This window comes from Pseudarthrobacter sp. S9 (assembly GCF_050156545.1).
GTDB lineage: Bacteria > Actinomycetota > Actinomycetes > Actinomycetales > Micrococcaceae > Arthrobacter.
In genome coordinates this window covers 230506-256016 of record NZ_CP189576.1, presented here as the reverse complement: position 1 = coordinate 256016, position 25511 = coordinate 230506, and the positions used below count along the sequence as shown (strand labels likewise).

Below are 25511 nucleotides of genomic sequence, written 5' to 3'. Positions count from 1 at the left end.
GGGAAACCTCCCGGGCGGCAGGGGACGTTTTGACTATGATCGAACGATGACCTCTTCGAGTTACTTCCGTTTCCCGCATCTGCACGGCGATCTGGTCACCTTCGTGGCCGAGGACGACGTCTGGATTGCACCTCTGGACGGCGGCCGTGCCTGGCGCGTGTCCTCACTGCAGCTGCCCGCCCGCAACCCCCGCTTCACCCCGGACGGGAAGCGCCTCGTGTGGACCGTGGTCCAGGGAACGGCCCCGGAAGTCGTCACGGCGGACGTCGACGGCGGCGGCTACCGCCAGCTGAGCTACTTCGGCCACAGCTCCACCCGGGTCAAGGGCTTCACCCCCGACGGCGACGTCGTGGTGACCAGCGCGTTCCGCCAGCCAGACAGCCGCCACACCCACGCCTACAGCCTGCCGGTCACAGGAGGCTGGGCGCAGGAACTTCCGTTCGGCCCGGTCGAGTCCGTGGCCTTCGGTCCCGTCGTCGGCGATGAACGCCCCGTGGTCCTGGCCAGCGTGCTGTCGCGTGAGCCCGCCTGGTGGAAGCGCTACCGCGGCGGAGCCGCCGGCAAGCTGTGGATCGACGGCGACGGCAACGGCGAGTTCGAGCGGCTCGCCACCGGGCTGGACGGAAACCTCACGGACCCCATGTGGGTCAACGGGCGGATCGCGTTCCTGTCCGACCACGAGGGCTACGGCAACCTGTACTCGGTGCTGCCCAACGGCAGTGACCTCCGGCGCCACACGGACCACGAGGACTTCTATGTCCGGCACGCCGCCACCGACGGACAGCGGGTGGTCTTTGAATCGGCCGGTGAGCTCTGGCTCCTCCCGGACCTCGGCTCGGACGCCATCAAGCTCAGGATTTCGCTGGGGTCCGCCTCCCAGGCGCGCCGCGCCGCGCCGTTGAAGCCCTCACGGCATCTCGGGGACGTCGTTCCGGACCGCACCGGCGGATCCAGCGCGGTGGAAGCCCACGGCACGCTGCACTGGCTGCGGCACAAGGACGGCCCGTCCCGCGTCCTCGAGGCCACGCCCGGGGTCCGGGCGCGCCTGCCGCGGCCCTTCGGTGACGGCCGGATCGCCTATGTCGCCGACCACGACGGCGTCGAGGCCCTGTACCTGAAAGCCATCGCGGCCCCGCTGCCCGGCGGCCACGCACCGGCCGCCACGCCGGCGCGCCCGGGCGCGCAGCCTGTGGAATCCGACGCCGGAACGCCCCTGCCGAAGCCGGTGTCCGCCGCAGCCCTGACCGGTTCCGGTACCGCTTCGGCCACCGCCCCGGCAGCCGCCGGGAGCGGGCATGACGGAGACGACGGCCTCGTTCACGACGGCCACCACGCCGACAGCGCCGCACCGGCCGCCCCCGTGCTGGAGAGCCCGGCGTCCGGGCAGCCCACGAGGATCGACTTCCCCAAGCCAAGCCGGGCCAGCGCCATCGAGGCCAGCCCCGACGGCCACTGGCTCGCCGTCGGCACCGCCTTCGGCGACATCTACCTCGCCGACACCCGGACCGGCACGATGTCGCTGCTCAGCAGCATCGGCGAAGGCAGCATCGACGGCTTCAGCTGGTCCCCGGATTCGGCCTGGCTGGGCTGGTCCGAGCCCGTCACCTCCTTCGGCTCCCGCAGCCGGCTGCGCATCACGAAGGTCGGCGGTGGCTTGGATGCAGGCCAGCAGCCCGCGATCATCGATGTCACCGACGGCCGGTTCCGCGACGAATCGCCGTCGTTCACCCCGGACGGCAAGTACCTCGCCTTCCTGTCCAACCGCAGCTTCGACCCGGTCTACGACGGACACTCCTTCGACCTGTCCTTCCCAAGCCCCATCAAGCCCTACCTCGTGGCCCTCGCCGCCGCCACCCCGTCGCCGTTCGGCCCGACAGTGGACCTGCAGTCCGACGACGCCGCGTCGGGCAGCGTACGCGCTGACAACACAGGCGCTGACACCACGGGCGCTCAGACCGCCGGCGCCGACGCGGCGGAAGCAGGGGCGCAAGTGGCCGCCGTCCGGGTCGACGCCGAAGGCCTGGCCCACCGCGTCATCAGTGTCCCTGTACCGCAGGGCAACTACTCCGCACTGTCCGCCACGGCCGGCGCGCTGCTCTGGCTGGACAGCGAACTCTCCGGCGTCACCGGTGAAGGCCGGGCCAGCCTCGAAGACAAGAGCACCGCGCCGAGCCTGGTCCGCTTCGATCTCGCCAAGCGCCGCGCTTCCACGATCGTGGAGGCGCTGGACAGCTACCGGCTCTCCGGTGACGGCGAGAAGGTGGTGTTCATCCAGGATAAGCAGATCCGCGTATCGCCCGCCGGGTCCAAGGCGGACGAGGATTCGGGCCAGCTGGTCAAGGTGGACCTGGACCGCGTCCGTGTGCAGCTGGACCCCCTGAGCGTCTGGGGCCAGGCCTTCGACGAGGCCTGGCGGCTCCAGCGTGACTTCTTCTGGACCGAGGACATGGCCGGCCAGGACTGGACCTCCGTCCACGCCCGCTACCGCCCGATCGTGGACCGGCTCGGCTCGCACGACGACCTCGTGGACCTGCTGTGGGAGCTTCACGGCGAGCTAGGCACCTCGCACGCCTACGTCCGGCCGGCGGCCGTCACCGAGAACGGCAGCAACGGCCAGGGACGCCTGGGCGCTGACCTTGCCTTCACCGGCCAGGGCTGGAAGATCACCCGGATCCTGGCGGGGGAGTCCTCCGATCCGCTGGCCACATCCCCGCTGACCCGTCCGGGCGCGGACGCCAAGCCCGGCGACGTGCTGCTGGCGATCGACGGCGTGGAGCTCACGGAATCGCGGACCCCGGCCGTGCAGCTGGTCGGCGCGGCAGGCCGCGCTGTCGAGCTCACCCTGCGCAACGGTCCCGGACACGGCGAACTGGCCGGAAAGCAGCGCCGCGTGGCCGTGGTCCCGGTCAAGGACGAGGAACGCCTGCGCTACCAGGAATGGGTTGCCGCCAATCGTCGGACCGTGCGGGAGGCCTCACAGGGCACGTTCGGCTACCTCCACATTCCGGACATGATGGCCAACGGCTGGGCGCAGCTGCACCGCGACCTGGACACCGAAACGGCCCTTGACGGGCTGATCGTCGATGTCCGCCGCAACCGCGGGGGCCACACCTCCCAGCTCGTCGCGGAACTCATCGGACGCAAGGTAACCGGCTGGAGCATGCCGCGCGGCGAAAAGCCCCGGACCTACCCGCACCACGCCCCCCGCGGCCCGGTCATCATACTCACCGACGAGTTCGCCGGCTCCGACGGCGATATCATCACGCAGGTCTCCAAGCTGCGGGGGATCGGGCCGGTCATCGGCACCCGGACCTGGGGCGGCGTCGTCGGGATCGACAACCGCTTCGCGCTGGCCGACGGCACCGGCGTCACGCAGCCGCGCTACGCCACCTGGTTCGCCGGCGGCGTCGGCTGGGGCGTGGAGAACTTCGGCGTCGCCCCGGACATTGAGGTGACCTTCCCGCCGCACGCCTACGCCGCCGGCACGGACCCGCAGCTGGAATACGGGATCGGTGCGCTGAAAGAAATGATCCAGGAGCTGCCGACCGACCGTCCGCCGGTGCGGGAGGGCTACCGCCGGGTGCGGCCCGCCCCGCTGCCCGCACGGCAGCAGGCCACCCAGGCCTGAGTCTGGCGGCCGGTCGGATCCGCGGCGGGTCACCTCCCGCCACGCGGGCTTGACGGCGAAGGCCCCCGTTCCCTTGACTGACAAGGGAACGGGGGCCTTCGCTGTGCTGCGGCCCGGCCTTCGTGAAGTCCGGGCCGCAGCAGCCGGTCCTAGGCGGCCAGTGTGGCGTCCAGCGTGATCTCGACGCCGGTCAGGGCGGCCGAGACGGGGCAGCCGGTCTTGGCTTCCGCCGCAACGCGCTGGAAATCGTCGGCCGAGATGCCGGGGACCTTGGCGCTCACGGTGAGGTGGCTGGTGGTGATGCCGGTGCCGGGCACGAAGGTGACGTCGGCCTTGGTATTGATTTCTTCCGCGGTGTGCCCGGCCTGTGCCAGGCCATTGCTGAAGGCCATGGAGAAGCAGGCGGAGTGTGCCGCCGCGATGAGCTCCTCGGGGCTCGTCTTGCCCTCGGCAGCCTCCGCGCGCGCCTTCCACGTGACGTCGAAGTTGCCCAGCCCGGAACTGTCCAGGGTCGTGTTGCCGGCACCTGTCATCAGGTCGCCATTCCATACAGTGTGTGCGGTGCGTGTTGTTGCCATGTCCACTCCTCGACGTCGTTGCGAATCAGCGATCAGGCAAATGCCGGATCGTGCCGTTTCCAATCCTAGGGATTCAGCGCCGCCGCCGCACGGATGTCCGCTGTCGGAGGATTGTGACCCGTACGCTGTGGCCCGAACGACGGCGGCGACGTACCCCGAGCGGGGTGCGTCGCCGCCATATGTTCCGGGGTCGGGCTACTGCCAGAGGGTGGCGATGGCCACGTTGAGCAGTGCCAGGCCGCCGACGCCGTGCGCGAGGCCCTTGCTGATGGGCTCGCCCTTCTTGTACTTGCGGCGGCCGATGAAAGCCAGGACGCCGACGGCCAGGGCCACGGCGAACTTGATCCCCAGCTTGAAGTAGTTCGCGTCCATGTGCAGGGCCGGGATCAGCCCCATCATGACGATTCCGGTGATGAGCTGGAGCATCGCGCCGTCGAACTGGCGGGGGTGGACTGTGGGGTTCTTCATCTGTCCAATCCAGATGCCCACAATCATGGCAGCGCCGACGATGTGCAGGAAGACCATGATGTTAAAGACGATATTCATGGCCCCAGTGTAGCCAGAAGTTTCTACGCATCGTAGTAGGACCCGCCTGGGTCCGGAACACGGAAACGGCGACGGCCGTGCGGGCTGTCCGGTGGTCACCCACCGCTGCCCGCACCGCCGTCGCCGTCGGTGTTACAGGATCTTGCAGCTGGCCTAGAGGCCGAGGTCCGCTTCGAACGCGCCCTCTTCGAGGCGTGCCTTCAGCGTCTGCAGGAACCGTCCCGCGTCGGCGCCGTCAACCAGGCGGTGGTCGTACGTCAGGGAGAGGTACATCATCGAGCGGATGGCCAGCGAGTCATCGCCGTTCTCGTCGGTGACCACGACGGGCCGCTTGACGATCGCGCCGGTGCCCAAGATGGCCACCTGCGGCTGGTTGATGATCGGGGTGTCGAACAGTGCACCGACGGAACCGATGTTGGTGATGCTGAACGTGCCGCCGGAGAGCTCGTCGGGGCCGATCTTGCCGTTGCGGGTGCGGTCCGCGACGTCGGCGATCTTGCCGGCGAGGCCCGCAAGGTTCAGGCTGCCCGCATCGGCAATGACGGGAACCAGCAGGCCCTTGTCAGTGTCCACCGCAATCGCCAGATGCTCGGCGTTGTGGTACGTGATTTCCTGCTTGTCCTCGTCGTAGGAGGCGTTGACCTTCGGGTGCTGCTTCAGGGCCTCGGCAACAGCCTTGGAGATGAAGGGCAGGAAGGTCAGCTTGACGCCGTTCTGGGCCTGGAACGAGTTCTTGGCCTTGAGGCGCAGCTTGGCGATCTTGGTCATGTCGACCTCGTGCACCTGCGTCAGCTGGGTGGAGATATCCAGCGACTCCCGCATGCGGCGGGCAATGACCTGGCGGATGCGCGGGGCCTTCTGCACGGTACCGCGCAGCGAGGAGGCAGGCGCAGCTGCTGACACAGCAGCCGGAGCCGCGGCAGGCGTAGCTGCTGACACAGCAGCCGGTGCCGCCTTGACCTCAGCGGCTGCCAGCACATCCTGCTTGCGGATGCGGCCGCCGACGCCCGTGCCGGTCAGGGAGGAGATGTCCACGCCCTGCTGGTTGGCCAGCTTGCGGACCAGGGGCGTGACGTAGCCGGATTCGGCCGGAGCGGCAGCTGCCTGCGGTGCGGCAGGGGCTGCGGGGGCCGCCGGAGCGGCTGCCGGAGCAGCCGCCTGGGCCGGGGCTGCCGGGGCTTCCTGCTTCGGTGCTTCGGCTGGTGCCGGCGCTTCGGCGGGTGCCGGTGCGGGAGTTGCCTCGGCAGCGGGTGCCTGGGCTGCCGGGGCAGCCGCAGGTGCGGCGGCACCGGAACCGATGACGGCCAGGACGGCGCCGACCTCGGCGGTTTCATCCTCGTTGACGCGGATTTCCTGCAGGGTGCCGGCGAACGGCGAAGGGATTTCGGTGTCAACCTTGTCGGTGGAAACCTCAAGCAGCGGCTCGTCCACTTCGACGGTGTCGCCGATGCTCTTCAGCCAGCGGGTGACGGTGCCTTCGGTGACGCTCTCGCCCAGGGCGGGGAGCGTGACCTCGTGGCCTTCACCAGCCGGGGCGGCAGCAGGAGCCTCAGCGGCGGCGGGTGCCTCGGCCGCGGGCGCCTCAGGAGCGGGTGCCTCTTCGGCGGCTGCCGGGGCAGCGGGGGCTGCCTCAGCTGCCGGGGCCTCCGCGGCCGGAGCGGCTGCTTCGCCGGCGGAACCGGAGCCGATGCGGACCAGCGGGGCGCCGACTTCAGCGGTCTCGTCTTCGGCGACGAGGATTTCCTCGATCACGCCGGCGATCGGAGAGGGGATCTCGGTGTCTACTTTGTCGGTGGAAACTTCGAGCAGCGGCTCGTCCACCTCTACCCGGTCACCTACCTGCTTGAGCCAGCGGGTGACGGTTCCTTCGGTGACGCTCTCACCGAGGGCGGGCAAGTTAACGGATTCAGACATATCGTCCCCGTTCTCCTTATTGATCTGTAGTGCGGATGATTGCTGCCTTGGTCGAGCTTAGTGCACCCGGCATTTCCTGCCGGGTGCACTAAGCCCTGTTGTCTTGCGGAAGTGCCTAGCCGTGGAGCGGCTTGCCCGCCAGCGCCAGATGCGCCTCACCCAGGGATTCGTTCTGGGTGGGGTGGGCGTGGACCAGCTGGGCCACGTCCTCGGGGTAGGCCTCCCAGTTCACGATCAGCGCGGCTTCGCCGATCTGTTCGCCCATGCGGGCGCCGATCATGTGGACGCCGACGACGGGGCCGTCCTTCTGGCGGACCAGCTTGACGAGCCCGCTGGTGCCCAGGATGGAGCTCTTGCCGTTGCCGGCAAGGTTGTATTCCTGGGTTATGACCTGGTCCTCGCCGAACTTCTCCTTGGCGGCCTTCTCCGTGTAGCCGACCGTGGCGATTTCAGGATCGCAGTAGGTGACCTTGGGGATGTTGACGTCTTCGACGATCACGGGCTTCAGGCCGGCGATTTCCTCGGCGACGAAGATGCCCTGCTGGTAGCCGCGGTGGGCCAGCTGGACACCGGGGACGATGTCGCCCACGGCGTAGATGTTGCCGACACCGGTGTGGAGGCGCTCGTTCGTGCTGACGAAGCCGCGGTCGATCGTCACGCCGGCGTCTTCGTAGCCCAGGTTGGCGGTGACGGGGCCACGGCCGACGGCCACGAGCAGGAGGTCTGCCTCGAACGTCTTGCCGTCCACCAGCGTGACCTTGACGCCGTCGGCGTTCTGCTCGACACCCTGGAAGAAGATGCCGGTGGAGAACTTGATGCCGCGCTTCTTGAAGGCGCGCTCGAGGCTCTTGACGATCGTCGCGTCCTCGTTCGGGACTAGCGAGGGGAGGCCTTCGACGATGGTGACGTCGACGCCGAAGGACTTCCAGACGGAAGCGAACTCGACGCCGATCACGCCGCCGCCCAGGACGATCGCGCTCTTGGGGATGTAGTCCATGGTGAGGGCTTCGTCGGAGGTGATGACACGGCCGCCGATTTCCAGGCCCGGCAGCGAACGGGAGTAGGAACCCGTGGCGAGGACGATGTTTTTGCCCTTGTAGGCGGTGCCGTTCACGACGACGGTGTCGGTGCCCTGGAGCTTGCCTTCACCTTCGATGACGGTGATGCCCTTGGACTTGATGAGACCCTGGAGGCCCTTGAACTTGCCGGCGACGATGCCGTCCTTGTAGGCGTTGACAGCGTTGATGTCGATGCTGTCGAGTGTGACGTTGACGCCGTACTTTGCCGAGTCACGGGCGTGGTCCGCCAGCTCCGCGGAGTGCAGCAGGGCCTTGGTGGGGATACAGCCGTTGTGCAGGCACGTGCCGCCGAGCTTGCCCTTTTCGATGAGGCCGACGGTGAGGCCAAGCTGGACGGCACGCAGGGCAGTCGCGTAGCCGCCGCTGCCGCCGCCGAGTACCAGGATGTCGAATTCTTGCGCAGTTGCCTGATCGGCCACTAAAACGCTCCCTCGCGTGAACGATGACGCGAGAGTACGCATCATCTGGTCTTGGAACTTGCCTGCCGTGATTATGCCAGCCGGCCGGTTCCCTTTCATTTGTGACTATTGTTTGTGGCTACGTGAGCCGGGACTACCGAGGTTCACCTTAGCGAACCACTAATACATGCTCCACCTTGCCGTGGCGTTTGTGGAGCGCTTGTGTCCAGTGTCACGCGGCGTTGTGGCCAGGGCATCACTGCCCCGGTCACAAAGCAGCGGAACCGTCAGGTGGCTGTCAGGTGGCTGTCAGGTGGCTGTCAGGTGGCCGCTAGACGGCCGGGGCCAGGAGGCCCTCGACGTAGGCCACCAGGGTGCGGACGGTGGAGCCGGTGCCTTGCTTGTGGTTGTAGCCGTAGGGGCTGCCGTTGTTGAACGACGGGCCGGCAATGTCAATGTGCGCCCACGGGATCTGCTCGCCGTCCTTGCGCTTGCCCACGAATTCGCGCAGGAACACGGCCGCGGTCATCATGCCGCCGTGGCGTTCTCCGATGTTGGCGATGTCGGCAACCTGGGAATCGAGGCTGGCCCGCAGCTCTTCCGGCAGCGGCATCGGCCAGACCAGCTCGCCGGCGCGGTCCGCGGCGGCCTTGAGCGGGCCGGTGACGGAGTCCGAACCCATGACGCCGGCGGTGCGGTCGCCCAGGGCGATCAGCTGCGCGCCGGTGAGCGTCGCGACGTCGATGATGGCGTCCGGGAATTCCTGGCTCGCCGCGACGATGCCATCGGCCATGACCAGGCGGCCCTCGGCGTCGGTGTTAAGGACCTCCACCGTCTTGCCGCCGAACATGGTCAGGACGTCGGCGGGACGCTGGGCCGCGCCGGAAGGCATGTTCTCCGCGATGCACAGCCAGGCGGTCGCCTTGACGGGCAGGCCCAGGCCGGCGAGGGCCAGCACGGTGTTAAGGACGACGGCGGCACCCGCCATGTCGCTCTTCATGTCGCCCATGCCCAGGGCCGGCTTGATGGAAATGCCGCCCGTGTCGAAGGTGATGCCCTTGCCCACCAGGGCGATCTTGGCCGTGGCCTTGGCCGGCGCGTATTCGACCTTCACCAGTCGCGGCTGCCGGGTGGAGCCCTTGCCGACGCCGAGGATGCCGCCGAAGCCCTCCTTCTCGAGGCGCTTCTCGTCCCAGACGGTCACCTTGACGGGCAGTCCCTTGGACAGCTCCCTGGCCGCTTCGGCAAAGGACTCGGGGTAGAGGTGGCTCGGCGGCTGGTTGACCAGCGAGCGGGTCGCGTTCACGGCCTTGCCGATCAGGGCCGCACGGTCCAGGACGGGCTGGAGGGCCTTGTCCGTGGCGAAGCCGGTGCGGATGACGACGTTTTTCACCGGGTCCTTCAGCCCGTCCTTGGAGGAGCGGTACTCAGTGAAGGAGTAGGCGCCCATGGCGGCGCCCTCGGCGACGGCCGCGACATCGGCGAGGGACGCCGTCGGCAGTGCCAGGGTGACGGTGGTGACGCCGGCCAGCTGGCGGACAGCCGAGCCGGCGGCGCGGCGGAGGGCTTCCTCGGAGAGCGGCTCTTTCGCGGACAGCTTGCCGACGCCGGCGAGCATCAGCACGGTGGCCCCGGCTTCCGGCAGGCCAGGCAGGCGGTGGGCCTGGTCGGCCGCCCCGGTGATGCCAAGAACGCTCAGTGTTTCCGCCAGGGCCTCCGCGGCCTTGGCCGTCAGCGGGTTGTCCAACAGCACGGGGCCGTCCGGGCCCTGTCCCACGCCGATGACGAGGGCATCGCTGGGGGACTTCTTGAGGTCCCCTGCGATTGCACTAAGTTTGACTTCAGTATTCTTGACCACGAGGACAGTCCTCAATTCTCTGTGATTTTTCGGCAGGAACTGCATGTTCGGCGCCCTGCCATGGGAACCTGGGCCGCCGTCGGCATGAGACGCGACCTAAGGGTCTGCAAAGCCGTCAATAAGGCCAGTTCCGATCGTAGTCTCTCCGCAGGGCCGGAATTCAATTGAATGAGAGCTGGAGCACACCACGGGCAGGAATTAGCCCGGACTCCGGGGCGTTGTAGCTGGTAACGGCGCCACCGCCTCGCTTGCCTTGGCCCCGATCCTCCCACCGCCGCTACCGTGAAAGGAACATGCCGTGATTGAACGGATTTCCGGCTCCTTGCTGGACCCCGAATCGCTTTACTCGCGTGATGGCGCGCTGTTCCACAGCCCTGAGCTGCGCGGACTGAACCTGGTCATGGGTTTCACCGGATTCGCCGACGCCGGCCACGTCGTCAAGCAGATCACCGCCGAGCTGCTGGACACCCTCGACTCCGAGATGATCGCCGAATTCGACGCCGATCAGCTCATCGATTACCGGACCCGGCGCCCGCAGATCAGTTTCGTCGAGGACCACCTGCAGGACTACCAGGCCCCGAGCTTGGCGCTGTACCGGCTCGTCGACGGGCTGGGAAGTCCGTTCCTGCTCCTCGCCGGCTTCGAACCGGACCTGCAATGGGAACGGTTCGCCCGCGCCGTCGTCGGCATCGTCGAAGAGCTGGACGTCAACCTCGCCACCTGGATCCATTCCATTCCCATGCCGGTGCCGCACACCCGGCCGGTCGGGGTGACCGTTCACGGCAACCGGCCGGACCTGATCGAGGGGATCTCGGTCTGGAAGCCGACCGTCGAGGTTCCCGCCGCGGTGGGCCACATCCTGGAGCTGCGGCTGACGGAAGCCGGCCGTAACGTGGCCGGCTATGTGATCCATGTGCCGCACTACCTTGCCGAAGCCGAATACCCGACGGCCGCCGTCGCCGGACTGGAGTACCTGGGCGCGGCCACTTCGCTGATGCTCCCTACAGACCGCCTCCGTGAGGCCGGCCGGGAGGTGGGGCGCCAGATCGCCGAGCAGATCGACGCCTCGGAGGAAGTCCAGCAGGTGGTGTCGCGGCTGGAGACCCGCTACGACGAGAAGGCCGAAGGGACCGTGCGGCGTTCCCTGCTCGCCGACGAGAATGATCAGCTTCCCAATGCCGACGCACTCGGCGCCGCCGTGGAGGCCTACCTGGCGCGCAAAGAACCTGGCGCGTAACAACCCGGCACGTAAAGAACCCGGAGAATAAATACTATTTATCCGACGGCGGGCATAATGGGGGAGTGACCTCACCCCGCGCCTGGCTGATCTGGATCATCGGGATCTTCGCGTACCTCGTGGCGGTCAGCCAGCGCACCTCCTTCGGGGTCGTCGGGCTTGAAGCCACGGAACGCTTTCATGCCAGCGCGGCCGAAATCTCCTTCTTCACCGTGCTGCAGCTTCTGGTTTATGCCGCGCTGCAGATTCCGGTGGGCGTGCTGGTGGACCGTTTCGGCTCCCGCGCCATGGTGGCCGGCGGCGCCCTGCTGATGGGGCTCGGGCAGCTGCAGTTGGCGTTCGCGGAGAACATCCCGGGCGGCGTGCTGGGCCGGGTGCTGGTCGGAGCGGGCGACGCCATGACCTTCATCTCGGTGATCCGGCTTCTCCCGCTCTGGTTTGCCCCGGCCCGCGTTCCGCTGCTGACCCAGCTGACCGGCATGTCCGGGCAGTTGGGACAGCTTTTTAGCGTGGTGCCGTTCGCCATGATCCTGCACTCAGCCGGCTGGACCCCCGCCTTCCTGACACTGGCAGCGATGTCGGGCCTCGCCGTCGTCCTCGTGCTGGTCCTGCTCCAGGACCTGCCGCCCGGACATCCGGCCCCGGAACCGTCGCAGGGGCTGCGCGCCACCGGTATTTCCCTCGCGCACGCCTGGCGGCAGCCCGGAACCCGGCTCGGCCTGTGGAGCCACTTTACTGTCCAGTTCGGCGGCACGGTCTTTGCGATGACCTGGGGCTACCCCTTCCTGATTTCCGCGCAGGGACTGGATCCCGGGACGGTCTCGGCCCTGATGACGCTCTATGTGGCCGCCGCCATCGCTGCCGGACCCCTGATGGGCAGCTTTGTCGCCAGGCACCCCCTGCGGCGGTCCACCATGGTTCTGCTGATCTCGGGTGCCACCGCGGCAGCCTGGGCGGCCGTGCTGCTGATGCCGGGCAGGTCCCCGCTCTGGCTGCTGGCCGGACTCGTGGTGGTGCTGGCCATCGGCGGCCCCGGCTCCATGATCGGCTTCGACTTCGCGCGGACCTTCAACCCGGCACACCGGCTCGGAACGGCCACCGGGATCGTGAACGTGGGCGGATTCATCGCCTCGCTCGTGGCCATCTTCCTGATCGGCCTGGTGCTTGACGTCCTGCACGCCACCGGCTTCTCCCAGGGCGAGCTGTATGCCCTTGATCCGTTCCGCGTCGCCTTGAGCGTCCAGTTCCTGCTGCTGGCCGGCGGGGCCGGCGCCATCCTCGCGACCCGGCGGAAAGTCCGCCGTCAGATGGCGGCCCAGGGAGTCGTGGTCCTGCCGCTGCTCACGGCCCTCGCCCGGCAGCGCAGGCTCAGCGCGGAACGCCGCCGCACGCCCTGAGGCCCAGGTTCCCGCCGGTTGTCCACATAGCGCCTGCCAGGACTGACGCGCGGACGCGGCCCGCGCGAAGCTGGCTTCATGACAGCTCCCGATCACCTGAGAATCACCGGCCCCGAAGACATCCTCGGCTTCATTCCGCATTCACTGGGCTACTGGCCGCAGAACAGCCTCGTGGCCATGACCTTGCAGGGCAAACGGCTCGGCGCCACGCTGCGGATTGACCTGCCAGGTCCCGGCGGCGGTTCCGGCAGGACAGTCGGCGGTACTGCCGGCTTTGCCGGTTTCGCCCGCACCGTCGCGTCCTATCTCGAGGCCGACGACGCCGCGGACGGCTCGCTGCTGGCTTTCTTCACCGGGGGTGACGGCGACAGTGACGGCGGCGACATCGACGGTACCGGTGACGGTGCCCTCTGGGCCCGCCTCCTGACAGAGCTGGAGCTCGCCCTCGAGGAAGCGGGCATGCCGCTTCGGGACGCCTGGATCATCGGGGCGGAGTACTGGCGGAACGCGTACTGCAGCGATCCGGCGTGCTGCGCCCCGCCAGGGCGGCCGGTCGACGAGATCAGGAACAGCCGGCTCAACGCGGAAATGGTCTTCCGCGGCAGCAGGGTAGGCGCTGCGCCGGGTGCTCCCGCGGCGGAGCTGCCGCTGCGGCGCCCGGATCCGGCCACACTTGAAGCTGAGCTGGGCTGGTCGCAGGAGTTCTCCGGGCGCCGGCGGGATAGGGCCCAGTTCGGGCAGGTGCTGGACGTCTGGATGCGGGTCCTGCGGGCCGCTTCGTCCCCGGGAGCCCCGCCGGGCCTTCCCCCGGACCGCACCCCGGACCTTTCCCCGGGGCTCGCCGGCTACCTGCGCGCCAGTCTGTGCGTCCAGGCCTGGCGCGACGCCGTGCTGGTGATGGCGGCGGCCGGCCGGGCCGCGGCCGAACGCGGCGCCGAGGAATTCGCTGTGTTCGACACCCGCACCCTCACCCGGCCCCCCGGCACGCAGCCTCCCGCCGCCCCGCCGCCTGCTCCGATGCCGATGCTGGAGGGCTTCCCGGCGGAGGAGCCACCCGGGCCTGCGCCCGGCCCCGTCGGCGGTCCGCACGAGGCTCCGGGCTACGGGGACGTCTTGCTCGGCCTGGCGCCCTCGGTTCCGGACTGGGCCCTGATGGTGAAGCTGGAGCGGGTCCTGGTGCAACTGGGCGGTGACGGTGGCGCGGAGGCGCGGGCTGCCTCGCTGACGGCGCGGGGCTGGATCGAATGGTGCCGGGGCAGAGGGTCCTTCGCCGACGCACTGTTCCGCCAGGCAGTGCACGAGTACCCGGGGTACCGGCTGGCCGAACTGCTGGCGGAACTCGCCCGGCGGGGCACCCTCTGCGGCTGGGCGGCCAGGCGGGAAGCCGCATGGCAGAAGTTCGCGCCGGACGCGGCCTGAGGATCCGCCGGAATATTGCGCACGCTGCGCCCGGGAAAGACACCGAGTCCAAAAACCGTGAGACAATAGTTGCCGAGACCCGGTTGGGTCCGTGTATCAAGTGCTCGCAGTGAACCTTGGAAACAGGGAACATTACGGCCGCCCCAGCAGTTCTAGTAAGTGGCTCTGCTGGCCGTGGTTGCACCTGATGTGAAACACGGACTTGACAGGGTCATAGTGGTGTTGCCCGTATGGCGATTCCGCAGACCGCTGCTAGAAAGGTTTTCTGTGACCCCGTCTTCCGCGAAGAAGGAACCCGCCGACCAGGCCGAATTGTCCCCTGAGGAGAAGAAGGCGGCGACGAACGCCAAGCGCGCCGCCACGCGTGCAGCCAACAAGGCTGTCAAAGACGCAGCTTCCACCGAGGGCGGCGACACCGTATCGGGAGTCGCCAAGCCTGAGCCCAAGAAGCGCGGGCCCAAGCCCGGCGCTAAAGCCGCGGCGGAAGCCGCCGGCAAATCCGCCCGTGGTCAGTCAGACGACGACTCCGATGACGTCGAAGTCGAGGCGGACCTCGATGACATCACACCCGACGCCGCCGAACTCGGCGAAGACGGCGAAGAGGTCGCAGGCAAGGCCGCAGCCTCGACCGGCTCCGGCTTCGTGTACTCCGACGCCGACGACGACGACGCCCCCGTGCAGCAGGTCATGTCCGCCGGCGCCACGGCAGACCCCGTCAAGGATTACCTGAAGCAGATCGGCAAGGTCGCCCTGCTGAACGCTGAGCAGGAAGTGGACCTGGCCCTGCGGATCGAAGCCGGGCTCTTTGCCGAGGAGAAGATCGCCGCCGACGACGGCACCATGGATCCGAAGCTCAAGCGTGAACTCGAATTCGTCATCCATGACGGCAAGCGCGCCAAGAACCACCTGCTGGAGGCCAACCTCCGCCTCGTGGTGTCGCTGGCCAAGCGCTACACCGGCCGCGGCATGCTGTTCCTGGACCTGATCCAGGAAGGCAACCTGGGCCTGATCCGTGCCGTCGAGAAGTTCGACTACACCAAGGGCTTCAAGTTCTCTACCTACGCCACTTGGTGGATTCGCCAGGCGATCACCCGGGCCATGGCCGACCAGGCCCGCACCATCCGCATCCCGGTGCACATGGTGGAAGTCATCAACAAGCTGGCACGCGTGCAGCGCCAGATGCTGCAGGACCTGGGCCGCGAACCCACCCCGGAGGAGTTGGCCCTCGAGCTGGACATGACTCCGGAGAAGGTCGTCGAGGTCCAGAAGTACGGGCGCGAGCCCATCTCCCTGCACACGCCGCTCGGCGAGGACGGCGACTCCGAATTCGGTGACCTGATCGAGGACTCCGAGGCCGTGGTCCCGGCCGATGCCGTGAGCTTCACCCTGCTGCAGGAACAGCTGCACTCGGTGCTGGACACGCTCTCGGAACGTGAAGCAGGTGTGGTGGCGATGCGCTTCGGCCTGACTGACGGGCAGCCGAAGACTTTAGACGAAATCGGAAAGGTCTATGGCGTGACGCGTGAGCGGATCCGCCAGATTGAATCCAAGACTATGTCCAAGCTGCGGCACCCGTCGCGGTCACAGGTGCTGCGCGACTACCTGGACTAAGCACGGGACATTCAGCAAGGGCCTCCGCCGGATCACCTCCGGCGGAGGCCCTTGCTGTTTAGCCCAGAGTCTGGATTCGTCCGCGCCTACTTGGCGGAACCCTGAACGGGCGCTTTGTCAGGCAGTGGGCTGGCGACCGCTGCGGTCCCTAGAATCGGATAGCGTCGATCACCTTGACGCGGATTGCGACAAGGGCGGGTATCGCTCCGGCTAACGCACCCACCAGCACGGCAGAACCAAGTCCCAGCATCGCCGCCTCAACCGGAGATGCTGGATAGTGACTCAGGCCCGGCGCGATTTTGGATTCGATCCAAGGGTTCTTGACCACGGCAACGGCCAGCATCACGCCGGCCATCCCGGCCACTGCCGTCGCCACCACAGACTCCATCATGACGCCGAGAAATATCCGTCGGGACGTGGCCCCGAAGCTGCGCCGGATGCCGATTTCACGCACCCGGTACCGCACGGTGACCATGGAAATATTCAGCATTCCGACCGCCCCCAGGAGCAAAACGAGCCCGGCAATACCGCCCACGGCCAGCTGGACCGTCGCGAACGGATCTCCGTGACTGGCGTAGTCCATGCGGTCAGCCTGGGCCTGCATGCCCGGGAACTGCCGTTGAAGGTCTGAGATGATGGCTGCCTTGAGCGCGTCGGCCTGGCCGTCCTGGACCCAGAGTTTGAACTGCCAGGGTCCTGATCCGGGGACTCCGGCCTGTTCCGCGGCGCCCGTCAGCATATAGGCCGACGGCGGTGACTCCGGGTACGGATCCGGAACCACTCCGATCATCACCGCGGTTGTTTCCTGGTTGCCAATCAACTTCACCTTCGGATTTGTGGTCAGGTTTGGTCGCCCGGCAGCGGTGTAGAACGCCTCTGAAACGACCAGCGCGGGGGCCAGTCGTTCCTCGTCGTCGGCCGCAAACCAGCCTCCTTGGCTGACGTCCAGCCGGTGAATGATGCCGTAGCCGGGATCCACCAATTGCAGCTGTACCTGCCGCACGCCGCGCGGAAACTGGAATGACTGCTGCGCCTGGGCCGAACGTGAGTAGTACGCTATGCCGTAGCGCTGGATGATGCGCGGTAGGCTTCCTCGAGTTTCTGCGGATTCGGTTGGCTAGGGCCATAGACTCCTACGCCCAGGATCGCCGAACGGCCGCCGTTACGTTCGGAGGTCGCTTTGAACCCCTCACGCGCCAGATTTCCTACACCCACCACCGAGGTCAGGGCTGCAACCGAAAGGGCCACTCCCAGCAGCGCCAATAGAATGCGTGTCTTGTTGATCCGAAGCTCCTGCCACGCCTCCACCAGGGCCGAAGCCACGCCGGTCACGCGGGCACCCCCGCCGGGACCTCGGCCGAGGTGAGAACGCCTGATTCCAGGCGGTAGCAGGCGCGCGCCAAAGCGGCGACATTGACGTCGTGCGTGATGGTCACGAGGGCGGCTGCTGATTCCGTCGCCACGACATCGAGCAGGGCCATGACTGCCTGCCCTGTGTCTACGTCAAGCGCCCCTGTGGGTTCGTCCGCCAGGATCAGCCGCGGCCGGCGAACCAGCGCTCTTGCTATCGCCACCCTTTGCTGTTCACCACCGGAGAGCATATTAGGCAGGGTCTGCGCACGCCGGGCAAGGCCCACCCGGTCCAGCATGTCCATGGCAAGTTCCCGGCGTCGCCAGAAGGCAGCACCGCGAGCGTACAGCAGAGGCGTGATCACGATGTCCAGTGCGCTGCGGCCCGGCAAAAGGTTGAACTGCTGGAACACGAAGCCCACTGATGACCCCCGCAGTTTTGCCCTCGCGTTGCTGCCGAGTTGCTCCACTGGCGTTCCCTGGAAGCAGAGTTCGCCGCTGGTGGGCAAGTCCAGTAGTCCGAGCAGGTTCAGCAAGGTTGATTTTCCACACCCGGATCGTCCGATCACCGCCATGTGGTCGCCACCGCGGACAGTGAGATCCACGCCTCTGAGAACATGCAGTTCCTGATCGTCCGGCAGCCGGACGGTCCGTGTTACGCCCTTGAGAGACACCAGTTCCTCCACAATCAGCCTCCGGCCGGGTACGAGCCGGGCCCGGCGAACTGCGGGCCCGGTTGCATCTGTGCAGGGGCGCCGGGAATGAACTCGAGGACAGATTCCCCTTCGGCAAGGCCGGAGACGATCTCAACTTTGGAGCCGTCATTGAGACCCAGCTGGACCTTCGCTGCTGAGGTTGCCCGTCCGGGCCTCCTGCCGGCGGTCCGGTATCGGGACCGGGGGCTGCGCTTGCCGGAGACAGCCAGACCGATCCTTCCTTGACGCTGCCCTGCACGGAAGTGAGCGGCACGGTGATGACATCGGTGGCCTGGCCGGCGGTCACAGCCATTGTCGCGCCCAGTCCAGCAAATACCTCAACCCCGGACGGGACGGCGCAGCTGATTGTTCCGGTTGGTGCGCCACCCTGTTCGCCGGTCCCGCCTCCGCCCGGGATGGCGGCGGCGTACGGAACCGAGCGGCCCGCACCTCCGGAAATTCCGCCGGAGGCGTTTCCTCCAGCGCTCCCTGCACCGTCGCTGACCGCGCTCTTCAACACCACGGAGGGACACTCAAATGGTGCGGGGCCCCCGACAACGGATATCTGCGCGGAACCTGGCTTGGCCAGCAGCCGGTACTGCTGTGAGGCGTCGACTGATCCGCTGACAGTGAAGGTCCCGGGGTTCACGGTTCCGGTAAGGTCGCCCACGCCCACCTGCTGGTTGATCAGCACCGTGAGAGTTTCCAGTTCACCGACGCGGGAGCGAACACATCCGTGTAGGTATAGGCGGGACGAGGAATCGTCCGGGTCTGCTCCGGAGCCGGCCCACCAGGCTGGCCTGCCGCCGTCGTCGTCATGCCAGCAACGTCCGCCAACCGTGGTTCAGCTGGAACCTCAGTACGGACTTGGTACAGCCGTTCCCCCAACTCCACCTTGGTTCCAGATGACAGAAAAATGTGCGTCACCACGCCAGCTGCTGTGCTTCGGACAGCCACCGGGGCGTCACTCTGGATGGTTGCCTTGACTTGAACCGTATTGGTTACGGTGGTCCGAGTTGCCTGGACCACCGGAATGGCGACTGCCGCCCCCGGCCCAGCCACAGCGGGTTCTGGCTTCATTCCGTCGACGAAGGCGATTTTGACTAACGCCACGGCTATGATGGCGAACACCGCCAACCAAGCCACTGGCATAACGACGTGCCTGAAAATCCTCATCTCTACCCCAATCGGTAACTCCCCACAGAACCTCCCTGCGAGAGATGCACTCACAGCCTATAGCCGCCCACTATCCGGTCGTGGATATTGAGCAAGCGCCACAGCCACGGTTCCTTTGGCTGCCCAGGCGGCCGTCCCCGAAGCCTGTTGTTGAGCCTGATTGGACACAGAGATTTTGGCATTGGGGTTTGCCCCCATTGCGGAGGCCATTTGCACGACGGCACAGTGCGGGCTATGGGCAGGAACCCCCGTACATCTGGACGGAGACCGCGGACGACTTTCGTGCCTCGGGATCGGTGACTCTGATGACGACGCAAGCTGGCCCGCGGACGAGGGTCATGCCCGGAAACTGGGTCAGGCGGTCTTCACAGGCGGTGACGGTGTAGGAGTCCGGCAGCGCAAGCCGGCTGTTGCGCAGGGCTTCAGAGAGGCATCGTGCCGGGCCTTCAGCCGACGCTTGCGGAAGCGATGATGACGAAGACGGCGAGGGCAACGGCCCACCGGGCGAAGTTCACGCGGTGGCCGCCTTGCGTCCGGGAGCAACACGCCCGAGGCAGACGGTTAGGGTGACAAGAAGCGGACGAGCAAGAAGCGGACAACAAAAAAACCAGGGCCCCTCCGGCACGGAGGGACCCTGGTTTTTGGTTTCAGGTCATGGCCAAGGCCAAGGCCGTCGACGAGTTGTCGTCCAGGCGCCGAGCTGAAAGCGTTGGTCTAGTCGACCGGAAGCGGTGCCTTCTCCTGAAGGCGGCCTGTCTCGTCGTGCCAGTCTGAGCTGAGCGGCCTGAGTGTCGGTTCTACGGCGCGTGCGTGGTGGCCGCAGAAAAGAAGCTCACCGCCGGAGGCTCCGAGAACAACCCGGACATATGCCTGTGCTCCGCAACGATCGCACCGGTCAACGGTGGTGAGTGTGCGGTCCGCAACTGCTGTTGTCATGATCGGCCTCCTTGGTAGTTCGGTATACCTATATAACCAGTATTCGCAGCCAAAGCATTGCATGGATGGTCCACGTTCGCTGTCCGCGTATCACGTCTCGGTAACGGGTTCCTGTGCTCCGGGCCAGCGGGGAGTGGCAAACGGGTGCAGGGCGGGAGTCCGACTAACCTAGGATGAGCGTCAAATGCTCTGACTGTCCGCATGTGACTGTCCCGTTCCTGAAGGAGTTCACGACCCGTGGCACCCAGTTCTGATTACACCGCCCGGCATCTCTCAGTGCTGGAGGGCCTTGAGGCCGTCCGCAAGCGCCCGGGCATGTACATCGGCTCTACGGACTCCCGCGGGCTCATGCACTGCCTCTGGGAGATCATCGACAACTCCGTCGACGAGGCCCTCGCCGGTTTCGGCCACGACATCAAGATCATCCTGCACGCGGACAACTCGGTGGAGATCCACGACGACGGCCGCGGCGTCCCGGTGGACCTCGAACCGAAGACCGGGCTGACCGGCGTCGAGGTGGTCTTCACCAAGCTGCACGCCGGCGGCAAGTTCGGCGGCGGCTCCTACACCGCCTCGGGCGGCCTGCACGGCGTCGGCGCCTCCGTGGTGAACGCCCTGTCCGCCCGGCTGGACGTCGAGGTGGACCGCGGCGGCAAGACCTACAAGATGTCCTTCCGCCGCGGCGAGCCCGGCCGCTTCAAGGACCCGGGCACCAGGCCGGACCCGGCAACACTCTTCGAGCCCTTCGTGGACGGTTCCGTGCTGGATGTGGTGGGCAAGGCCAAGCGCGGCGTCACCGGAACGCGGATCCGCTACTGGGCGGACCGCCAGATCTTTACTCCGGACGCCAAATTCTCCTATGACGAGCTCGCCGCGCGCGCCCGCCAGACCTCCTTCCTGGTCCCCGGACTGAAGCTGACGGTCCGGGACGAGCGCAGGGTCGCCGGCACGCCGGGCGAGTCCGGCCCGCACGAGGAGGTCTTCCACCACGACGGCGGTTTGTCCGAGTTCGTCGATTTCCTCGCCGCCGACCCCGCCGTCACCGACATCTGGCGCCTGCACGGTGCCGGCAAGTTCAAGGAAACCGTGCCGGTCATTGACGAGAAGGGCCACAGCCAGCTCGCCGAGGTCGAGCGGGACTGCGAAGTCGACGCCGCGCTGCGCTGGGGGATCGGCTACGACAGCACCGTGCGCAGCTTCGTCAACATCATCTCCACGCCCAAGGGCGGAACCCACCAGTCCGGCTTCGAGCAGGCGCTGCTCAAGACCTTCCGCAAGGCCGTGGAAACCAATGCCCGCAAGCTCAAGGCCGGGAACGACAAGATTGAAAAGGACGACATCTTTGCCGGGCTCACCGCCGTCCTGACGGTCCGCCTGGCCGAGCCGCAGTTCGAGGGCCAGACCAAGGAAATCCTGGGCACCTCCGCCGTCCGCGCCATCGTGGCGAAAGTCGTGGAGCAGGAAATCAATGCCAAGCTGACCTCGGCAAACCGCAACGACAAGGCCCAGTCCGCGCTGCTGCTGGAAAAGGTCGTCAGCGAGATGAAGTCCCGCATCTCGGCCCGCGTCCACAAGGAAACCCAGCGCCGCAAGAACGCCCTGGAGACCTCCTCGATGCCCACCAAGCTCGCGGACTGCCGCACGGACGACGTCGCCCGCTCCGAACTCTTCATCGTGGAAGGCGACTCGGCCCTCGGCACGGCCAAGCTGGCGCGCTCCTCCGACTTCCAGGCGCTGCTGCCGATCCGCGGGAAGATCCTGAACGTCCAGAAGGCCTCGGTGGGGGACATGCTCTCCAACGCCGAGTGCGCCGCCCTCATCCAGGTGGTGGGCGCCGGCTCCGGCCGGAGTTTCGACATCAGCGCCGCCCGCTACGGCAAGGTGATCCTCATGACGGACGCCGACGTCGACGGCGCCCACATTCGGACCCTGCTCCTGACACTTTTCTTCCGCTACATGCGCCCGATGATCGACGAGGGGCGCGTCTTTGCCGCCGTCCCGCCGCTGCACCGGGTGGAGGTCATCAACGCCGGCCAGAAGGCCAACGAGATGATCTACACCTACTCCGAGGCCGAACTCCACGTCCTGCTGGCCAGGCTCGCCAAGGAGGGCAAGCGGTACAAGGAACCCATCCAGCGCTATAAAGGCCTGGGCGAGATGGACGCGGAGCAGCTGGCCGAGACCACGATGGACCCGCGGCACCGTACCCTGCGCAAGGTGGGGATCGAGAACGCGAAGCACGCCGAGGACACCTTCGACCTGCTGATGGGCTCCGACGTCGCGCCCCGCAAGGACTTCATCATCGCCGGCGCCGCGAGCCTGGACCGCGAGCGGATCGACGCCTGATCCGCCCTCTCCAGCCCTGGCGGGTCAGCCGAGCAGGCCGGGGACGAGCAACAGCGCCGTCGGCAGCGCCAGCAGCAGCAGGCACGCCGCCAGTACTGCGGCGCGCAGCGCTTCCGGAAGCGGAGGCTGCGGTGAGAGCAGGCGGCTGACGCGGGACGCCGTCGTGCGGGCAGACCCGGATCCTCCGGTGGCACCGGGCTGGCCGGAATCGACGTCGGACAGCCCGGGCTCGCTGAACGCCAGACGGCCCGCGGGGGCGCCGGGGGAGCCGCTCGCCACGATGGCGATCGCCTTGATGAGGGTGGCCTTGCTTTCGGTCTTCAACGCGACGTCGTCGGCGAGCATCTCGATCAGCGAATTGACCGCTTCCTGCGCCAGCCGGGTGGTCGGAAGCCACGGCAGCGCCTGGCGCCAGGCGGCGAAAGCCCACAGCAGGAGATGGTGACGCTGGCTCAGGTGGGCGTTTTCGTGGATCAGCACGGCACGCAGTTCGGCGGGTTCGAGGGCGGCCATCAGCCCGTCGGACAGGACCGTCACAGAGCGCGCGCCGCCCGGCAGGCAGTAGGCCACGGGGGAATCCACGCTGATGACCATGGTCCCCGGGCCGTCAGCGGACGGTGAGGCGAGCAGGTCCAGCAGTTCCCGGTGCCGCCGCCGCTGGCGCTGGATCTTGTAGTACGTCAGCAGCAGGGTGAACACGAGGTGGGCCGTCAGGAGTGCCGCGGCGGACAGCGCGAAGATGTGCCAGAAGCCCAGATCGGTGGTGGGCGCGTTGTTGAAGACCATGCCGGCCAGGGCCCTGAGGCCGGCCAGCAGGTTGTCCCCGATCGGTTCCAGCCCGTAGACCAGCATGGCGCCGATCATGGACAGGCCGCCGGCCAGGGCGATCGCCTGCCAGAGCAGCATCGCCGTGAACGGGGAACGGGCCGGCCAATGGGCACGGGAAAGCAGGATAGGCACCGGCCATGCCAGTACTATCGCCAGGACCGCCAGAAAATATGAGGTCCAGAACATCGGGCGCTAGCTGCGGCCCAGCAGTTTGCGCAATGTTTCCGCTTCCGTGTCCGTGACGGAACCAATGAACCGAGCCAGCACGGCTTCGCGGTCCGGAGCGGAGCCCAGCACCTCGTGCATGAGTTCCGCGGTGTGATCCGCACGGCTGGAGACCGCCTGGTACCGGTGCGGGCGGGTGCCGCGTTCGCGCTCGACGAGGCCCTTCCGCTCGAGGCGGGAGAGCACGGTGAGCACGGTGGTGACGGCCAGGTCCTTGCCTTCGTGGCCGGCGGTGCCGTCCTGGGGGCGGGTGCTCTGCGCGAGCATGTCCCGCAGGGTGTTGGCCGTTGCAGCCTCTTGCCCTGCCCAAAGCAGATCCATCACTGCCCGTTCCAGTTCACCGAGACTTGCCATTCCAAACGTCCTTCTTTGACGGCCGCTCCGGCGCGATGCTGGCGTGATGATCATGCCTGCCGGGGCGGTGTGTGAATACTTCAGTCTCAAATTTACCGCGTTTTGCGCATTCTTTCTACATGAGGTAGAACAGGGCCGCTCCGGCGTGTCGCCGGCAGCAGCGGGAAAGAACCGGTGCGGCCCCCTGCCGTCCCGCTGTGGCACCATTGCGGGCTGTGACATGCCGTGGGAGTCTGGGTTACGGGGGAGCCCCGATGTGTTCTACACTCTGTAGAAGTAATAGTTCTACGTAGCGTAGAAATTGCTCGAGCCTAGTCAAAAGTAGGGACTGCCTTGGACGCCTTGGAAATCGCACGCTGGCAATTCGGCATCACCACGGTCTACCACTTCATGATGGTGCCGCTCACGATGGGCCTGGGCCTGGTCGTGGCCGTGATCCAGACGCTCTGGTACCGCACCGGCAAGGCGGAGTACCTCCGGATGACCAAGTTCTGGGGCAAGCTCTTCCTGATCAACTTCATCATGGGCGTCGCCACCGGCATCGTGCAGGAATTCCAGTTCGGCATGGCCTGGAGTGAATACAGCCGCTTCGTCGGCGACGTCTTCGGGGCCCCGCTGGCCATGGAAGCCCTGCTGGCGTTCTTCGTGGAATCCACCTTCCTGGGACTCTGGATCTTCGGCTGGAAGCAGCTCAAGCGCGGCGTCCACCTGGCCTGCCTCTGGATTGCCGTCATCGGTTCCGCCTTCTCCGCCTACTTCATCATCGTGGCCAACAGCTGGATGCAGCACCCGGTGGGCGTCCAGATGATCAACGGCCGGCCCGTCATGACCGACGCCTGGGCAGTCTTCACCAACAACACGGCCCTCGTCGCCGTCCCGCACACGCTGTTCGGCGCCCTCGCCGTCGCCGGGGCATTCCTGCTGGGCATCGCCTGGTACCACCTGTGGCGCCGCCGCCACGACGGCATCGACACCGTCGGGGCGGATGGCAAGGTGATCCCCGGCGAGGCCGCCGCCATCCCCGGACGCGACCGCGCCGACCACGCCGTCTGGATCCGCTCGCTGCGGATCGGCGCCGTCGTCGCCATGATTTCCTTTGCCGGCACCGCGGTCACCGGTGACCTGCAGGGCAAGCTCATGTTCGAACAGCAGCCCATGAAGATGGCCGCCGCGGAGGCTGCCTGCCACGACGGCACCGGCTTCTCCGTGCTCAGCGTCGGCAACCTCGGATCCAAGAACTGCGACGACATCGTCGCCGTGATCGAGGTCCCCGGCATCCTGTCCTTCCTGGCCAAGGGCGACTTCACCACCGAGGTCAAGGGCGTGAACAGCCTGCTGGACGATTACAAGTCCAAGTACGGCGCCACTCTCCCGGACAACCCGATCTACGGGGACCGGGCGGGCCAGGACATCCAGTACGTGCCCGTCATGGAAGTCACCTACTGGGGCTTCCGGATGATGATCGGCTTCGGCGGACTGGCAGCCCTCGCGGCGCTCGTGGCACTCTGGCTCACCCGCAACGGCACGGTCCCGGCCTCCCGCGGACTCATGCGCCTGGCCGTGTTCGGGATCCTGGCCCCCTTCGGTGCCAATGCCGCGGGCTGGATCTTCACGGAGATGGGACGGCAGCCGTTCGTCGTCGCCCCGAACCCGGATCCCAGCGGGATCGACCAGGTCTTCATGTTCACCGCCGCCGCCGTCTCCCCGGCAGTGTCCGCCGGTGAAATCCTGACCTCCCTCGTGGTGCTGACCGCCGTGTACGCGGTGCTGCTGGTGGTCGAGGTCAGGCTCCTGGTCAAGTACATCCGGGGCGGCGTGGTCTCGGCCATGCCGGAACTCGCCCACGCGGCCGCCGGCAAGGACAACGTCCCGCCCGGGGACGGGACACCCGGCAAGCCCGGGGCAGGCGACGACGTCCTGGCATTCGCCTACTAAG

18 protein-coding genes are annotated in these 25511 nt (G+C 67.1%); 7 read left to right on the top strand and 11 right to left on the bottom strand.

Annotated elements, in window-relative coordinates; all coding sequences use genetic code 11:
• The first annotated feature begins 46 nt into the window (after positions 1-46).
• Entirely contained in the window at positions 47-3628 is a 3582-nt protein-coding gene (locus tag ACQCSY_RS01220; RefSeq protein WP_427132490.1) for a S41 family peptidase, read from the top strand.
• A 149-nt stretch (positions 3629-3777) separates the two neighbouring features.
• Here ACQCSY_RS01220 and ACQCSY_RS01215 read toward each other — a convergent pair whose 3' ends face one another.
• The 5 genes from ACQCSY_RS01215 to ACQCSY_RS01195 form a co-directional block, all read right to left on the bottom strand.
• Positions 3778-4206 carry an OsmC family protein gene (locus ACQCSY_RS01215; protein WP_427132488.1) on the bottom strand — a complete coding sequence of 143 codons (429 nt, stop codon included), beginning with the start codon at positions 4204-4206 and terminating at the stop codon, positions 3778-3780.
• Positions 4207-4401: 195 nt separating this feature from the next.
• Positions 4402-4752, bottom strand: coding sequence for a hypothetical protein (locus ACQCSY_RS01210; RefSeq protein ID WP_427132487.1), 351 nt, complete (start codon positions 4750-4752; stop codon positions 4402-4404).
• Between the two features lie 153 nt (positions 4753-4905).
• Positions 4906-6666 (bottom strand): 2-oxoglutarate dehydrogenase, E2 component, dihydrolipoamide succinyltransferase, encoded by a 1761-nt coding sequence (gene sucB, locus ACQCSY_RS01205; protein WP_427132486.1) that lies wholly within the window; start codon positions 6664-6666, stop codon positions 4906-4908.
• Between the two features lie 115 nt (positions 6667-6781).
• The gene (gene lpdA, locus ACQCSY_RS01200; protein WP_427132484.1) at positions 6782-8164 is read right to left on the bottom strand and encodes a dihydrolipoyl dehydrogenase; all 1383 of its coding nucleotides are present in this window, start codon (positions 8162-8164) and stop codon (positions 6782-6784) included.
• Between the two features lie 310 nt (positions 8165-8474).
• Positions 8475-10001, bottom strand: coding sequence for a leucyl aminopeptidase (locus ACQCSY_RS01195; RefSeq protein ID WP_427132483.1), 1527 nt, complete (start codon positions 9999-10001; stop codon positions 8475-8477).
• Between the two features lie 298 nt (positions 10002-10299).
• On the opposite strand from ACQCSY_RS01195, the gene ACQCSY_RS01190 reads away from it, so the two are divergent.
• The 4 genes from ACQCSY_RS01190 to ACQCSY_RS01175 all read left to right on the top strand — a co-directional run bounded on the left by ACQCSY_RS01190 (position 10300) and on the right by ACQCSY_RS01175 (position 15665).
• Positions 10300-11238, top strand: coding sequence for a proteasome assembly chaperone family protein (locus ACQCSY_RS01190; protein ID WP_427132481.1), 939 nt, complete (start codon positions 10300-10302; stop codon positions 11236-11238).
• Between the two features lie 65 nt (positions 11239-11303).
• Positions 11304-12635 carry an MFS transporter gene (locus tag ACQCSY_RS01185; RefSeq protein WP_427132480.1) on the top strand — a complete coding sequence of 444 codons (1332 nt, stop codon included), beginning with the start codon at positions 11304-11306 and terminating at the stop codon, positions 12633-12635.
• A gap of 78 nt (positions 12636-12713) precedes the next feature.
• Positions 12714-14054: a DUF4192 family protein gene (locus ACQCSY_RS01180; protein WP_427132478.1), complete on the top strand. Its 1341-nt coding sequence runs from the start codon at positions 12714-12716 to the stop codon at positions 14052-14054.
• Between the two features lie 267 nt (positions 14055-14321).
• Positions 14322-15665, top strand: a complete 1344-nt coding sequence (locus ACQCSY_RS01175; protein WP_427132476.1) for an RNA polymerase sigma factor — start codon at positions 14322-14324, stop codon at positions 15663-15665.
• 148 nt (positions 15666-15813) lie between these two features.
• On the opposite strand, the gene ACQCSY_RS01170 is transcribed toward ACQCSY_RS01175, so the two are convergent.
• From ACQCSY_RS01170 to ACQCSY_RS01155, 4 genes are all read right to left on the bottom strand, one after another.
• The gene (locus ACQCSY_RS01170) at positions 15814-16668 is read right to left on the bottom strand and encodes an ABC transporter permease (protein WP_427132474.1); all 855 of its coding nucleotides are present in this window, start codon (positions 16666-16668) and stop codon (positions 15814-15816) included.
• 53 nt (positions 16669-16721) lie between these two features.
• A complete protein-coding gene (locus ACQCSY_RS01165) occupies positions 16722-16997 on the bottom strand; it encodes a hypothetical protein (RefSeq protein WP_427132473.1) in 276 nt (91 codons plus the stop codon).
• On the bottom strand, positions 16994-17692 hold the full coding sequence (locus ACQCSY_RS01160) for an ABC transporter ATP-binding protein (RefSeq protein ID WP_427135590.1): 699 nt from the start codon (positions 17690-17692) through the stop codon (positions 16994-16996). The genes ACQCSY_RS01165 and ACQCSY_RS01160 overlap by 4 nt, the downstream gene beginning before the upstream one ends.
• Positions 17693-19600: 1908 nt before the next feature.
• The gene (locus ACQCSY_RS01155; protein WP_427132472.1) at positions 19601-19822 is read right to left on the bottom strand and encodes a DUF7455 domain-containing protein; all 222 of its coding nucleotides are present in this window, start codon (positions 19820-19822) and stop codon (positions 19601-19603) included.
• A gap of 237 nt (positions 19823-20059) precedes the next feature.
• On the opposite strand from ACQCSY_RS01155, the gene ACQCSY_RS01150 reads away from it, so the two are divergent.
• Positions 20060-22168, top strand: coding sequence for a DNA gyrase/topoisomerase IV subunit B (locus ACQCSY_RS01150; RefSeq protein WP_427132471.1), 2109 nt, complete (start codon positions 20060-20062; stop codon positions 22166-22168).
• 24 nt (positions 22169-22192) lie between these two features.
• On the opposite strand, the gene ACQCSY_RS01145 is transcribed toward ACQCSY_RS01150, so the two are convergent.
• Together ACQCSY_RS01145 and ACQCSY_RS01140 are read right to left on the bottom strand one after the other, a co-directional pair.
• The gene (locus ACQCSY_RS01145; RefSeq protein WP_427132469.1) at positions 22193-23182 is read right to left on the bottom strand and encodes a M56 family metallopeptidase; all 990 of its coding nucleotides are present in this window, start codon (positions 23180-23182) and stop codon (positions 22193-22195) included.
• Positions 23183-23188: 6 nt separating this feature from the next.
• Positions 23189-23575, bottom strand: coding sequence for a BlaI/MecI/CopY family transcriptional regulator (locus ACQCSY_RS01140; protein ID WP_427132467.1), 387 nt, complete (start codon positions 23573-23575; stop codon positions 23189-23191).
• Positions 23576-23908: 333 nt separating this feature from the next.
• Between ACQCSY_RS01140 and ACQCSY_RS01135 the strand changes: the two genes are divergently transcribed.
• Complete coding sequence (locus tag ACQCSY_RS01135; protein ID WP_427132465.1) at positions 23909-25510, top strand: cytochrome ubiquinol oxidase subunit I; 1602 nt, start codon at positions 23909-23911, stop codon at positions 25508-25510.
• Position 25511 lies beyond the last annotated feature (1 nt).

Coding starts and splice junctions, on each gene's coding strand:
- ACQCSY_RS01220 (WP_427132490.1), top strand. CDS start 47: ATGACCTCTTCGAGTTACTTCCGTTTCCCGCATCTGCACGGCGATCTG.
- ACQCSY_RS01215 (WP_427132488.1), bottom strand. CDS start 4,206: ATGGCAACAACACGCACCGCACACACTGTATGGAATGGCGACCTGATG.
- ACQCSY_RS01210 (WP_427132487.1), bottom strand. CDS start 4,752: ATGAATATCGTCTTTAACATCATGGTCTTCCTGCACATCGTCGGCGCT.
- sucB (WP_427132486.1), bottom strand. CDS start 6,666: ATGTCTGAATCCGTTAACTTGCCCGCCCTCGGTGAGAGCGTCACCGAA.
- ACQCSY_RS01180 (WP_427132478.1), top strand. CDS start 12,714: ATGACAGCTCCCGATCACCTGAGAATCACCGGCCCCGAAGACATCCTC.
- ACQCSY_RS01155 (WP_427132472.1), bottom strand. CDS start 19,822: ATGACAACAGCAGTTGCGGACCGCACACTCACCACCGTTGACCGGTGC.
- ACQCSY_RS01145 (WP_427132469.1), bottom strand. CDS start 23,182: ATGTTCTGGACCTCATATTTTCTGGCGGTCCTGGCGATAGTACTGGCA.
- ACQCSY_RS01140 (WP_427132467.1), bottom strand. CDS start 23,575: ATGGCAAGTCTCGGTGAACTGGAACGGGCAGTGATGGATCTGCTTTGG.